The 14,200-nt window shown below is 44.8% G+C and carries 14 protein-coding genes; 7 read left to right on the top strand and 7 right to left on the bottom strand.

Going from position 1 to position 14,200, the window contains the following annotated elements; translation table 11 throughout:
- Positions 1-139: 139 nt before the first annotated feature.
- Together E7747_RS13195 and purT are read right to left on the bottom strand one after the other, a co-directional pair.
- The gene (locus E7747_RS13195) at positions 140-1,732 is read right to left on the bottom strand and encodes a DUF6377 domain-containing protein (RefSeq protein ID WP_136416455.1); all 1,593 of its coding nucleotides are present in this window, start codon (positions 1,730-1,732) and stop codon (positions 140-142) included.
- 140 nt (positions 1,733-1,872) lie between these two features.
- A complete protein-coding gene (purT, locus tag E7747_RS13190) occupies positions 1,873-3,057 on the bottom strand; it encodes a formate-dependent phosphoribosylglycinamide formyltransferase (RefSeq protein ID WP_136416454.1) in 1,185 nt (394 codons plus the stop codon).
- 366 nt (positions 3,058-3,423) lie between these two features.
- On the opposite strand from purT, the gene tpiA reads away from it, so the two are divergent.
- The 3 genes from tpiA to folE all read left to right on the top strand — a co-directional run bounded on the left by tpiA (position 3,424) and on the right by folE (position 5,477).
- Positions 3,424-4,179: a triose-phosphate isomerase gene (gene tpiA / locus E7747_RS13185; protein ID WP_123614752.1), complete on the top strand. Its 756-nt coding sequence runs from the start codon at positions 3,424-3,426 to the stop codon at positions 4,177-4,179.
- A 173-nt stretch (positions 4,180-4,352) separates the two neighbouring features.
- Complete coding sequence (locus tag E7747_RS13180) at positions 4,353-4,844, top strand: SPOR domain-containing protein (protein ID WP_123614751.1); 492 nt, start codon at positions 4,353-4,355, stop codon at positions 4,842-4,844.
- A gap of 57 nt (positions 4,845-4,901) precedes the next feature.
- On the top strand, positions 4,902-5,477 hold the full coding sequence (gene folE / locus E7747_RS13175) for a GTP cyclohydrolase I FolE (RefSeq protein ID WP_123614750.1): 576 nt from the start codon (positions 4,902-4,904) through the stop codon (positions 5,475-5,477).
- A gap of 90 nt (positions 5,478-5,567) precedes the next feature.
- Here folE and E7747_RS13170 read toward each other — a convergent pair whose 3' ends face one another.
- From E7747_RS13170 to E7747_RS13150, 5 genes are all read right to left on the bottom strand, one after another.
- The gene (locus E7747_RS13170; RefSeq protein WP_136416452.1) at positions 5,568-6,164 is read right to left on the bottom strand and encodes a response regulator transcription factor; all 597 of its coding nucleotides are present in this window, start codon (positions 6,162-6,164) and stop codon (positions 5,568-5,570) included.
- A 21-nt stretch (positions 6,165-6,185) separates the two neighbouring features.
- Positions 6,186-6,869, bottom strand: coding sequence for a hemerythrin domain-containing protein (locus tag E7747_RS13165; RefSeq protein ID WP_136416451.1), 684 nt, complete (start codon positions 6,867-6,869; stop codon positions 6,186-6,188).
- Positions 6,866-7,306 carry a DUF5606 family protein gene (locus E7747_RS13160; protein ID WP_136416449.1) on the bottom strand — a complete coding sequence of 147 codons (441 nt, stop codon included), beginning with the start codon at positions 7,304-7,306 and terminating at the stop codon, positions 6,866-6,868. Before E7747_RS13160 ends, E7747_RS13165 begins: the two co-directional genes overlap by 4 nt.
- A 74-nt stretch (positions 7,307-7,380) precedes the next feature.
- Positions 7,381-8,178 carry an ion channel gene (locus E7747_RS13155; RefSeq protein WP_136416447.1) on the bottom strand — a complete coding sequence of 266 codons (798 nt, stop codon included), beginning with the start codon at positions 8,176-8,178 and terminating at the stop codon, positions 7,381-7,383.
- A 135-nt stretch (positions 8,179-8,313) separates the two neighbouring features.
- Positions 8,314-9,699, bottom strand: a complete 1,386-nt coding sequence (locus tag E7747_RS13150) for an MATE family efflux transporter (protein ID WP_136416445.1) — start codon at positions 9,697-9,699, stop codon at positions 8,314-8,316.
- A gap of 123 nt (positions 9,700-9,822) precedes the next feature.
- Here E7747_RS13150 and E7747_RS13145 point away from each other — a divergent pair, with 123 nt between their 5' ends.
- From E7747_RS13145 to E7747_RS13130, 4 genes are read left to right on the top strand one after another with little or no spacing between them, the layout of a single operon-like run.
- On the top strand, positions 9,823-10,365 hold the full coding sequence (locus E7747_RS13145) for an RHS repeat domain-containing protein (protein WP_123614744.1): 543 nt from the start codon (positions 9,823-9,825) through the stop codon (positions 10,363-10,365).
- Positions 10,366-10,414: 49 nt separating this feature from the next.
- On the top strand, positions 10,415-11,197 hold the full coding sequence (locus tag E7747_RS13140) for a sulfide/dihydroorotate dehydrogenase-like FAD/NAD-binding protein (RefSeq protein WP_123614743.1): 783 nt from the start codon (positions 10,415-10,417) through the stop codon (positions 11,195-11,197).
- A 54-nt stretch (positions 11,198-11,251) separates the two neighbouring features.
- Positions 11,252-12,724 carry an NADPH-dependent glutamate synthase gene (gltA, locus tag E7747_RS13135; protein ID WP_136416443.1) on the top strand — a complete coding sequence of 491 codons (1,473 nt, stop codon included), beginning with the start codon at positions 11,252-11,254 and terminating at the stop codon, positions 12,722-12,724.
- A 17-nt stretch (positions 12,725-12,741) separates the two neighbouring features.
- Entirely contained in the window at positions 12,742-14,178 is a 1,437-nt protein-coding gene (locus tag E7747_RS13130; RefSeq protein ID WP_136416442.1) for a hypothetical protein, read from the top strand.
- The last annotated feature ends 22 nt before the right edge of the window (positions 14,179-14,200 follow it).

Here is a 14,200-nt window from a genome sequence, read left to right as displayed (position 1 = left end):
ATAAACACATCTATAATACTATTACTCTGTCATCAAACATGTTAAGCATCCAAGATTAACACATAAATATAGATATTGTTTAGAAGGTTTTGCGTATTTTTATATCAGACGATACGGTATTTTGAAACAAATGAACCATTCATGCCATAGATTTTATCTTCATTACATCTTCTTCAAATGTGTCTCGCGAGATTGCCCGATTCTTAAGCTTGTTGCGGTATGTATAGATTGTGTATACAGAATAATTAAGCATCTGCGCAATCCGCGTACTCTCCTCTATGCCGAGCCTCATAAAGGCAATAATGCGAAGGTCGGTATTAAGTTTCTCACCATCCCGGAGGATTATACGTTCTTCCTCTCGCAAAAGTTTGTTGACCTCCGATACAAAGCTTGGATAAATATGCAGGAACGCATCATCAAACACATCATAAAACTCCTTGGACTGCTCTTCTATAAATTTGCCCTGCTTTGTCAGCTTAAGAAGATCATCGACCTTTCCGGTTATTATTTTACGATTAACCATCTTATTAAATTGATTGAGCTTGTCCATGTAAATGGAACACAAATTTAGGAACTGCGAGATGTAAACATCTTTTGTGTTATTGGCTTCCTCAAGCTTGACGGCCATCCTGTTCATCAACCTGTTCTTTCTGTGCAATACATAAAGTGTTATGGCTAAAACAGCAAGCAGCACAGCCATGATAGGCATAACAATATAGATTCTGACTGTTGATTTTCTAAGTTCAGCCTTATGGGCACTCTCTATAATAGGGAAAATATTTGATGACTGGATAATGCGTAACGGTGCATTGCATTCAACGGCCTCTGACAATGCAGCGGAAAGATAGTCATACGCATGCCTCACGTCTCCATGCAGATACATTATGCGCCCGAGCTCCTGTAGAGACGAAACTTCAAGCGTTGCGCCACGGGTATCGGCAATTGCGGACAATGCAAGATAATAGACATAGGCATTATGTTCGCCCCTTGCCTTTGCAATATCAGCAAGAAGATGACAGGCGCGGGCGTATAAATTGTCTTCTTCCGGGATGCGGTCAAGTAATAGGAGCAAAACCGCCTTGGCCTTTGAATACTGCTGATGATAAAAGAAATATTCGCCTTGGTTCAGCAAAAACCGTGGCGAACCATCCTCAAGAAGCGGAAGCAGCTTGGCCTGTGCGTCCTGCGACTTTTTCATATATGGATCATATATTTCCGGATAATTGATGTAATACGATGCTATATATGAATACATCTGACGGGCGGCGTCATAATATTCAAGCATCAGTCCATCGGGAAGACTTTCCCGATCTATGGCATTGAAGCGGTCAGCCGCTTCTGTTATGAATGCAAGCAAAGGGAGATACGTAGCGGTCCGTAGCTTGAATCGCGTACTTACAGAATCGAGTCCCAAGGACAAAGACAAGTCATATCCTTTAGCATAGAAAGTCAAGGCTGAATCTGTGTTTAGCACATTGTAGCTGTCGCCGAGTTGCAACAGGCATTCAAGCCGTTCCTCTGCCGATATGTTTTTACCGGCCACAATTGCCTTTAGGGAATCAATTGACGCGTGGCGCATATTCAAATAAATATCGCGACGGTCAAGTTCGCTGTCAAGGCGATTGAGTATCGACTTCACATCTTCCGCCCCGATTACATTTTTTGAACTTGCCGGATTCACAAAGAGCAATGCCGACATTATCGATATGAAAAGAGAGATATATCTGTGCATTTTATGGTTGATAACGGATATGTGTTAATACTTATCTTACCTAATAGATTGTATATAATTACTTTTTGCAGCAGATGAATTGAGGGATTGATTCAAGGCTTTTGAGCTATTGCGGAAAACGGCAAGAAGAGAGGAAGTGCTTAAAGCACTTCCACCTTCAGTTTGTCATATGCACGGTCAGCCTTGGCGCGAGCTTCTTCCACAGAATCAGCCGTAGCAAGAATCACAGCCATACGACGATGTCCTTTTATTTCCGGTTTGCCAAAAATGCGCATCTGGACTCCGGGTTCTTCAAGAACCTTTTCAAGACAATCCATCACGATTTCATTACTGTCACCTTCAACGACAACAGCTCGCGATGCCGACGGCCCATAGAAACGGATCTCAGGTACGGGAAGTCCGGCAAGAGCTCGGGCATGCAAAGCGAATTCGCTCAGTTCCTGCGAAATCATGGTAACCATGCCTGTGTCATGGGGGCGAGGAGAAACTTCGCTGAAAATCACATCATCGCCCTTTATGAACAGCTCAACGCCAAAAATTCCATATCCTCCAAGAGCATCAGTCACCTTGCGGGCTATTTCCTGAGCCTTCGCCTTAGCTTCGGGAGTCATGGATTGCGGCTGCCAAGAATATCTGTAGTCACCGTCAACTTGAATATGCCCTATCGGCTCACAGAACGATGTTCCCGCAACCGAGCGCACTGTCAGAAGGGTAATCTCGTAATCAAATTTAACAAAGCCTTCAACGATTACTCGTCCGGCACCCGCGCGGCCGCCTTCCTGGGCTATTTTCCAAGCCTTTTCTATATCTTCATCAGATTTGACCACACTCTGTCCGTGACCGCTTGACGACATTATAGGTTTTACTACGCAAGGAATTCCCACAGCATCAATAGCCTTCTTGAATTCATCGAAATCCGACGCAAAGCGATATGGCGATGTTGCGACACCTAATCCTTCTGCCGCAAGACGACGGATGCCTTCACGGTTCATTGTCAGTAGAGCAGCCTTCGCTGTAGGGGTGACATTATAGCCGTTTTCTTCAAGGTCGACGAGGACGGGTGTCGCAATCGCCTCGACTTCAGGTATTATATGGTCTGGTTTCTCCTCCATGATTGCATTGCGCAGAGCCTCTGCGTCAAGCATGCTGAATACGCGGCTACTGTCAGCGATGTGCATCGCGGGTGCATTCGGATACTTATCGCATGCAACGACCTCGATTCCCATACGCTGCAATTCGATAGCCACTTCCTTTCCTAATTCGCCACTGCCTAAGAGCATAGCCTTGCGGCCGCTTCCGGTCCATTTACTTCCTATTTTTGCCATCGGGATAAATGTAAAAAAATGAAATATGATTGATTAGTACTGCTTTTTCATTTGCAAATTTAACGATTTTTTTCCAAGTAACCGCAGCCCTCGGATCAAAATGGCTAAATAAAGGGGACTTCCATGCATTTTTCATAATCATTCCCCGGATGGACTTGAAGTCATCTCGACGCAGCATATGATAAAAAAAGCACGAACCCCCGCATCTTAGCAGAATCAAAACAAAAAAATCAGCTCCAATAAAAACAGGGTTAAGCATATTCACCGAATTTAAGTTTTAATTAAGATGAAATCAGGTTGAATAATTCAGAGGAAATAGCTAATTTTGTCCACGAATTTTCATAACCACATTTAATTAAGGTAAAAATGAGAAAGAATATCGTAGCAGGCAACTGGAAGATGAACACCACGCTGCCCGAAGGCATTAAACTCGCAGAGGAAGTAAACGCAGCTCTCGCCGGCGAAGCTCCCAAGTGTGACGTGGTAATCTGTGTACCTTTCACACACCTTGCTTCAATCAACAATGTAATTGACAAGAACAAACTTGGTCTTGGCGCTGAGAACTGTGCTGACCACCGCTCCGGAGCTTACACCGGCGAAGTTTCAGCACCAATGGTTGCATCAACAGGTGCCACCTATGTAATTCTTGGACACTCTGAGCGTCGTCAGTATTACGGCGAGACCTCCGAGACTCTACGCGAAAAAGTGCGCCTCGCTCTTGACAACAATCTCACCCCTATCTTCTGCATTGGCGAAGTGCTTGAGCAGCGTGAAGACGGCAGCTATTTCGAAGTCGTAAAGGCCCAGCTTGAAGAAGGACTCTTCAACCTCGACGCGGAAGAATTCGGCAAAATCGTCATCGCTTATGAACCTGTATGGGCTATCGGCACAGGCAAGACCGCTACAGATGATCAAGCTCAGGAAATCCACGCCTTTATCCGCAAGACCATTGCTGACAAATATGGCGCAGAAGTTGCCGATAACACTTCTATCCTTTACGGCGGAAGCTGCAAGCCCTCAAACGCAGCACAGCTATTTGCAAAACCCGACGTTGACGGTGGCCTTATCGGCGGTGCAGCCCTTGAAGCAGCATCGTTCATGGGCATCGTAAACGCATTCTAAAAGCGGATTAAGATAAAAATGCCATTGCCGTAATAAATAAGCAAACGGCTTCATAATAGAATTCCATGCGGACAAGCCATCATTCATGAAATCATCATGCGTTATGTCCGCATGGAATTAAAAATCATGCAGTTCAAAAACATCGACTATCCGATTCCCCTCTTGCTACTTTTATGAAATCAATAGCCTTCACCTTGATGCTTCTTGCTTCTGCCTCGCCAATCAAGGCAGAAACCGAAGTCGTGACAATCGTCGACCATATCACCAGTGGCAACTCCAACGCTATCAATCAACCTGAAAAATTACTAAAACGACTGCTGCCAGTAACCACTCCTGTTGAAGACGAAACAAAAGATCGTGAGAAAGAAGACCAGACCACACGGCCTGTCAACGGACGAATGGCCGGCTACAGAGTTCAGGTGTTCAGCGACAACAATGCCCGCACGGCCAAAAACGAAGCTCGTTCGAAACAGCGCGTGATATCCTCCCGTTTTCCAAACTATCAGACTTATGTAATGTACACGTCTCCCTATTGGCGACTGAAAGTCGGAGACTTCAAAACACAGAAAGAGGCAAATGCAGCTGCCGATGAACTGCGCAAAGCATTCCCGTCGTATAGCAAAGAAATACGTGTGGTGCGCGACCGTGTAAACATACATGAATAATCCTCCTGACAGCAAACACCTACGCACACTATCAGCACAACAAAAAACAGGAACAAAGTGAGAGAGTTAAGCGAAGAGACCATAAAAGAAATCGCAGGGCATTACGAAGCCATCATCCGTCTTCTTGGCGAAGATATCACACGTGAAGGGTTGCTCAAGACTCCAATGCGCGCGGCTAAAGCAATGGCCTATGTGACACGCGGATATCGTCAGGATGCCGACGAGATAATAAACGAGGCCATATTTACACATGAGGGGTCAAAAATGGTATTGGTCAAGGATATAGAATTCTATTCTTTATGCGAACACCATATATTGCCGTTTTTTGGCAAAGTATCCATCGGATATATCCCGAACGGAAAGACAATCGGACTCAGCAAATTGGCTCGCTTGGTTGATTTTTATGCCCGTCGATTGCAGGTTCAGGAGCGGCTGACCGCACAGATCTGCAATCTGATAATGGAAAAATTGAATGCCAAAGGAGTAATCGTCGTTTGCACAGGTGATCACTTATGTATGAAGATGCGAGGTGTCGAAAAACAAAATTCGGCGACCACGACAATCGAAACCTCTGGAATATTTGATGAATCACCGGCTTTAAGAGACGAATTTTTCAAGGCACTCGCACATTAAATCTCCTAATCAAATCCTTCCAGACATCATATCCGGTACAGATAATACATCTGACCGAAATCCGCAGTAAAATAGCATTGGCCGACAAAGCTATAGTCTTCCCATATCCGATTTTATATCTTCGAGCTTGACAAGATTTGAAACAATTGCATATATTGTAAGACCCGCCGGGGTGTGGATATGAAGTTTCGCTGCGATGTTGCGTCGATGAGTCATTACCGTATTGACCGAGACGTTCATTTCTGATGCGATTTCTTTATTTGAAAGTCCCTTGACAATACCGACAATCACCTCTTTTTCTCGCGGACTGAGATCCTTCCCCCTGTCATCACTTTCATCTGTCATTACATTACGCCTGACTGTCTCCATAACAACCGAAGCCGAATCATAGATGGAAATAGTGTCGTCAAACCATTTCAGGCTCTCCTTTGGCATCTGCTGGACAAGCACCGCAATAATCTTGACCGGTGAAGATGATGAGCTTTTAAGCGCGTCCCACTGTAGCGCACAATTCACCGGATCAACCATAAGGATTGATGGGTGAAGCCTCGAAATATCTTCAAAATAATTTTCGCCACTAATCTCGGTGATAGAACATTGGATATCCGACAACCGTCTGATGACAGATGTCAGACCCGAAGCCAATATGGCCGAAGGCATCATGAGAGCTATTGAGATGTGACGCATAGGCAATGTTGACTATCAAGCTTAGTTACGGCCTTCGATTTTTGAAATCATTGGCACCAATATATCGTTTTCGATTCGTGAATGCGACTTTAAATCTTCCTCACAATTATATATGTCAGCCAAAGCGTCATACATCCTGAATGGCATAGAGGTGGAATAATAACGCAATATGATGTTTTTCAGTTCAGAAAGTTTCTCTTCAATCTCATCATCATGATGACGTCTGAACACATCTATGCTGTAATCCGAATCGACATGCTCGGATAGTTTTCGCACATATGGGAACACGACATTTTCTTCATAATTGAAATGCTGACGCACAAGCTCGGTATAATCATCAAAAAACTTGACAATAATAGGATTTATGTCGCCGTGACTGTCATCAAGAGCCGAAATCAGATTGACCCTTATGTGCGGAAGTTTATAGGAGAGATAGTAATCATGGGAGTTATGGAGGAAATAAACCACATCGGCCGGGCTGACTTTCATAATTGAAGCAGAATCTATTTCTCCTGTGAGAAGAAAATTGATTATCAGCAAGAACGCATCAGTATGAATGCCAGACTCATCGCAGAGCTCTCCGATGGATTTCTGGCCAAATCCCAATGGAAGAGAAAAACGGCTAAGGACAGTGAGGACGTTGTAGTCATGTTCTATCAACTCGACCACACTGTCCTTGGCGGTAAAAAGTCTGTTGTTTCTCACTTCTCCTCGCTTTCGGGGGCTGATTCCACTTCAGGTGCAGATGCTTCCTTATCGGCAAACTCAGTGATGCCGCCTTCAAGAAGAAGATTATACCAAGTGAGGAGCTTCTTGATGTCTGACGTGTAAACTCTTTCACGATCAAAATCCGGGAGAATCTCTGCGAAGTACTCACGCACGGCCACATCGTCACCAATAGCTTTGATGTCTACCGGCTGACCACCGTTCTTTTCCTTGACTGCCTCAAGCACATCAGTCAGAGGCACATCGTCAGTTTCAGTGTAGATTGAGATGTCGCCAAGAGAAATAACCTTGTCGTGAGCATAGGCCGGAGTGCGTTTTTTAGTCGAGATCGACTCAACGATAAGCATATTCTTACCACGGTTGACCAAACGGTAGAGACCGGGACGGCCTGATATTGAAAGGACTGTTTTGAGCATGATTGTCGATTAATGTTTTTTAGTTTTATTTAGCGTCGACAAAGATACGAATTTTAGGGAATGCCACAAAATTTTCATTCGGCCTGATTGCGGGATTTGTTATTGGCAACAGTTTTAGGAGCCTCTGAAGAGGCTCCAGCCGATATATTTCCTGATGACATTGATGTGGAATGTGCATCATTGTCATCTGAATTTGACTGATTGGCATAACTATCGGTAAGAAAAACCGTAAAAATCGGGAAGAAAATCAGCCCCACAGCCGACAACACCACTCCGAGTACACGGCCTGTAACCGTCATGGCATGTATTGAACATCCGGCAGTCGTAAGACTCATTATCGACCATAGAAGCGATGACCAGTAGTCAGGGACTGACGGATTGACCTCGTGTTCGGATACAAAAAATGTGAGTGAGCAAAAATACACAGCCACGATAAGGACTATCATATACGTAATCAGCATGTTTTTAGCCCATCTGACCGAAGCGGTCACCCCTGTTACAATCGTAAATACATAAGCCGTCCGTATCATCGGCACGAATCGTAATATATATTGCACGTGACCGTCTACATGTATGTCAAAATGATGGATTATATTCAGATAAGGAATAGATATGAGCAGAAACAAGGCATGATTTCTGAAATACAGCCATCGCTTTGGGGCAAAGCTCATCTCGATAAATACATCTGCAATAAAGAAAAGACAACACCAAAACTGCACACGCAGATATGTACTGTCGGCAAGAAACGACACATTGCGGAGCGTATCAAGAGTAATAAGCGTAATCATAAGCATCGAAAGGATGATGACGCCGAAGTGCATTGTCCGCATCACTTTCTGCCGGGATTCGCTTAATTGAAACTGTTGGTGCATAAGTAAACAAATAATTGACGTGACTTATTATATAATTTGTAACAAGCCATGACATTTTTTGTTTTTTAATGCTGACACATGAATCAAAAATTATTACGACGACCATGCCGGCAGCCACAATAACCGCCGGCATGGTCAGGCAACCGAAAGTTCTTTTTCGCGCTTACGGAATTGCGCGAACTGATATGCCACCATTAAGCATGTGACAGCAGTGGCTATAAGATCTGAAGTCGGAAATGCAGCCCATACGCCATCAAGTCCGAATTCAGGGGGAAGAATCAGCAGAAGAGGTATCAGGAAAAGTACCTGACGCGCCAGAGAGAGGAATATGGATGCAGATGCCTTACCGATAGATTGGAACAAAGTGGTAGAAACAACCTGAAAACCTACAACAGTGAATGCGAGCAGTGATATGTGTAGGCATCGCGCTGTTTCTGATATCAAACCGGCATCCGTCGTAAATGCACGCCCAATCTGCTCCGGAATTGTCAGACCTGCAAGCTGGCCGATGGAAACTATACAGGTCGAGACCCCAACGGCAAGCCAGTAAGCACGGCGGAGACGATGTATCTTCCCTGCGCCATAATTATAGCCCACAATCGGTTGCATTCCCTGGCAGATGCCGACCACGACCATAGTCATGAGAGAAGTATAAGTCGTAAAAATTCCAGCGGCCGCCACAGCAGTGTCTCCACCGTGAACATATAGAGATTTATTTATAATGACATTAATAAAGCATGCGGCTGCATTTACCATCGACGGAGCAGCTCCAATCGACAGCACCGGGAGGATAACACGCAAACGAACCCGATACATTTCTTTTTCAGTCTTGAAATGCAATGTGCTTTTTGATGAAAAAAAATGAGACAACACAAAAAATGCAGAAAGCGTCATTGATATATCTGTTGCTATGGCTGCACCTTTTATACCCCACTCAAGATAATAGATGAAAAACGGCGCAAGCGCCAGATTGCACAACGCCCCGATAAACATTGTCACCATCGCACGCACCGGATAGCCCGACGCACGCATAAAATTATTAAAGGTGAAGGAGAAGTTGGTCATAAACATACCCGGGAGTATGTATAACATGAAATCGCGGGCATAAGGAAGAGTAACCTCACTTGCGCCAAAAGCAATAAGAATGTCGTCGATGAATATGGCGTACAATGTGAGGTAGCAACAGATTATGACAGACAGTATAACAAGTGCATTTCCGAGCACCGTGCTTGCTCCTTTATAATCACGCGAACCGAAAAGTATCGAAATGCGTGCCGATCCTCCCGCACCGATAAGGACACCGAAGGCAGCCGACAAATTCATGACAGGAAATGTTATCGCAAGTCCGGCTATAGCATCCGGACCGACCCACTGACCTATAAATATACGATCTATGACGTTATAAAGCGACATAACGAGCATACCCACGACTGCAGGAAGACTGTATTTCCATAAAAGCCTCCCTATCGGTGCATCGCTCAATTCTTTAAGTTTACTTATTTCAGTTGTACCGGTTTCCATTGCTGCAAATGTAGTAATTCTTTGGCCACAAGGCTAATTTTTAGCAAATTTTAGCGTTTGTTTAAGATATAAATATTAACTTTGTAAGTTAAGAAACAAGCTAATGTCTGATATAGTGACAAAATGAAAGTAATTATTTTTTTAATAGCCTCTGTCTTTGGCATTTTCGCTCATGCGAATGACCTTGACATGTTCTGTCTGAAAGGCCCGGTCGATTCGGTATGTATCATAATGAACGATGCCGGCCTCGAATGGCAAAATGAATTTTGTTTTGACGAACAAGGCTTTCTTGTCGAGATGGACGGAGGTGATATTGATTGCAAACGCGACGGCTTTGGCCGTATGATTTCGATTATTGTCGAGGACGCATACGAAGACAATGAAGAAGCCTTTACGACGATTGAAATGCACCTGACATATGACAGAGCCGGACGTGTGTCAAAAGTAAAATCAATGTCGGCAGACGAAATCTGGACACAGAATTACCGCTATGACCACAATGGTCTTCTTAAGGAGCGTGATTACGATAGTGTTGATCAAGACGAGGCGTTAAAATACACTTACCTGAAGTTTGATGATTACGGGAACTGGACAAAACGCGTCGAAAAGTTACAGTCAATGGACTCTGAGATCATCCAGATACGCAATATAACATATCGAAAATAGATTGTCAACCATATAGACCACCATTTTACTCATCCATTTTACTATGTCAATGTATAAGATAGTAGAGAAAGAACATTTCTCTGAAAATGTAGTAAAGCTTATCGTTGAAGCCCCGATGATAGCCCAATCGCGCCGTCCGGGCCATTTTGTAATCGTGCGCACTGGCGAAGGAGGCGAAAGGATACCTCTTACAATATCGGCTGCTGATACCGTAAAAGGCACTATCACTTTGGTGGTTCAGGCTATAGGCGAGAGCACACGTAAAATATGTGCACTGGAAATCGGAGATTGCTTTACGGACATTGTAGGCCCTCTCGGACAGGCAACACATATCGAGAATGTCGGCACAGTCGTATGCTGTGGCGGCGGAGTCGGTGTAGCGCCGCTTCTACCGATAATAAAAGCTATGAAAGAAGCCGGCAATCGAGTGGTATCTATACTTGCAGCCCGCACATCTGATCTGATTATTCTCGAAAAAGAAGTATCTGAATACAGCGATGAAGTAATTATCATGACTGATGACGGCTCAAAGGGACAAAAAGGGCTGGTGACGGCAGGTGTCGAATCGGTCATAAATAGAGAGAAAGTGGATCTTGTCGTAGCTATCGGGCCGGCCGTGATGATGAAGTTCGTGTCTCTGACCACAAAGAAATATGATATTCCCACAATGGTATCGCTCAACACTATAATGGTTGATGGAACAGGAATGTGTGGGGCATGCCGTGTGACTGTTGATGGAAAGACAAAATTTGTATGTATCGACGGTCCTGAATTCGACGCTCACAAAGTAGATTTCGATGAAATGATAATGCGGCTTAGAGCATACAATTGACAACTACGTTAGATACTATTTCACTAATCACAAGCATATTATATTTTTTCAGAAATGAATACAGATATATCACGCGATGCTGTATGGCGCGAAGAACTCCGCACAGCTTTAACGGCAAAAGAGCGCACATCAATTCCGCGTGTCGTCATGCCACAGCTCCCGGCTGACTTCCGGGTGAAATCAAATCATGAAGTCAATCAAGGTCTATCTCAAGGACAGGCAGTGCTTGAAGCCTCGCGCTGCCTTGATTGCCCCGACCCCCAGTGTATTCAAGGCTGCCCGGTATCAATCAATATCCCGTCATTCATCAAGAATATCGAACGCGGTGAAATTCTGACCGCTGCCAAAATCCTCAAACATACAAGTGCACTTCCTGCTGTCTGCGGACGTGTATGTCCACAGGAAAAGCAATGTGAATCACGTTGTATCTACAATAAGATGAAGAAACAGCCCGTCGCTATCGGTTATCTTGAACGCTTTGCCGCTGATTTTGAACGTGAGAATATAAAGGCAAACAATATTGAACTACGGCCTTCTGCGACTGAAAAAAACGGAATGGACATTGCGGTTGTCGGTTCCGGACCTGCCGGCCTTTCATTCGCAGGCGACATGATAAAAAAAGGTTACAACGTCACGGTCTACGAAGCGCTTCACGAAATCGGAGGTGTGCTTAAGTACGGCATACCCGAATTCCGTCTACCAAACATTGTTGTTGAAGCTGAGATAGACGGACTCCGTGCCGAAGGCGTTAATTTTGTCAAAGACTGCATAATTGGTAAAACTATTTCATACGAGCAGCTCCATGAATTGGGCTACGACGGCATCTTTGTTGCCTCAGGTGCGGGCCTTCCCCGCTTCATGGGTATTCCCGGTGAAAATTATATCGGAATCATGTCGGCCAATGAATACCTCACACGCATCAATCTGATGGGTGCAGGCCGTCCCGGCGAAGACACGCCGGTTCTCAAAGGCAACCGTGTCGCCGTTATTGGAGGAGGAAATACGGCTATGGACTCTGTTCGTACAGCGCTGCGTCAAGGCTCGCAGAAAGCAATGATCGTTTATCGCCGCAGCCTCGAAGAAATGCCTGCACGCGTCGAAGAAGTGCACCATGCGCAAGAAGAAGGCGTTGAATTTATGACGCTATGCAATCCAATCGAATATATCGCCGATGAAAAAGGCCGTGTCAAAGCCATGCGTGTTCAGCGGATGGAACTTGGAGAACCTGATGCTTCAGGCCGCAGATCGCCCGTGCCAGTTGAAGGAGCCGTTGAAGAAATCGAAGTCGACCTCGTTATTGTCAGCGTAGGTGTCTCCCCTAACCCGCTTATTCCTAATGCAATTCCTCAACTTGAGGTCTCACGTCGCGGAACAATCGTAGTCAATGAAGATAGTATGCAATCTTCGATCTACGACATTTACGCCGGAGGAGACATTGTCCGTGGTGGCGCGACGGTGATTCTCGCTATGGGCGACGGACGCAGGGCTGCAGCAGCAATGGACGCGGAACTCAGAAAACAAAGATAACTTATTCACGATCAAGAATGGACATATCATTTCGACATATAATTCTCTCTTGCATAGCCTGTACGACAGTATTGGGAGCAATGGCCATCACTCCGGCCGAAGTCTCAAAAGCAGTCAGCCTCGCCCGCGAATCACCTAAAAACAGGACTCTCAATCGCAATGCCGGAGATGCGCTCAAAGATGCCGGACAGTTCAAGGATGCCATCAGCTACTATTTGAAGGCAGACAATTCAGGCAATCTTGGTGCGGCTGAATGTTACTTTTATCTATACGAATATGATAAAGCTGACGAATATCTTGACAAATATCTTGAAAAGCGTAGCAAGGCCGAAGAATCAAGAGATAATAAATTTTCATATGGCGACGGCAGCGAGACGGCAGACTGGACTGACGACCTCCGTAAGCGTATAGACCTTGGACGTTCGATGCTTGACCGTGTCGAAAAAATCGAAATCGTTGACAGCATAAACGTTCCGGCCGAAAGTTTCTACAAGTTTTTCAAACTTGCAAAGAGCGCGGGAAGCTTCGGCGATGAAATGGAAATAGAAAAAGTCGTAAAGGCCGAGACACTCAAACAATCAGGCATCGTAAGTCTCTGGAGTCCTGTGTTCACCACTGAAACCGGTGACGATATGATATGGTATGGCTCTGCAGAAAACGGCAATTCAAAAATGTTTGAATCAAGCCGGCTGACAGACGGAAGCTGGGATAAGCCGGTTGCTCTGTTTGACTACGCCGGGATATTCGGCGACAACAACGGCTCATGGGTTTCTTATCCATTTCTTATGTCTGACGGTGTGACCCTATACTTTGCAGCAGATGGAGATAACTCACTCGGAGAACTCGACATATTTATTTCTCGTCGGGACAATGATGGATTTCTACAGCCATCAAACATCGGCATGCCTTATAACTCCCCTTACAACGATTATCTTTATGCAATTGACGAGGAGAATAAATTAGGCTGGTGGGCTACTGACAGAAACCAGCTGAAAGATTCGGTGACCATCTACACGTTCATTCCTCAGGAACTTCGAGTGAACTATCCGACCGATACGCCCAATCTTACTGACTATGCGATGGTCAAATCCATAGCCATGACACAAGACGACAATACCGATTATGACGATATCAGAGCACGCATAGCCTCCATATCAAAAGATAAAGGGGATAACGGTTCAACAAACTTCGTATTCGGACTTCCTGGCGGCAGGATAATTACTTCCATGAACCAGCTGTCGAATAACCGTGCGGCAATGGCCATGAAAGAATATCTTAGTGCAAAGGACTCATACGAAAAGATGAAAGCGGATCTTGTAAAACTGCGTCAGGCTTATGCAAGACGTGATAAATCTGCCGGAAACAGAATTCTATCACTTGAAAAAGATCTTGAAGTAAAAAAAGCCGAGATGCTCAGACTAAAGAACCGTGTTGTAAAACTCGAACAAAAATAAAATCCTTAACCTAAAAATAAGC

It is taken from the genome of Duncaniella dubosii, assembly GCF_004803915.1.
Taxonomy (GTDB): Bacteria; Bacteroidota; Bacteroidia; order Bacteroidales; family Muribaculaceae; genus Duncaniella; species Duncaniella dubosii.
This window is presented reverse-complemented; position numbering and strand designations above follow the sequence as displayed.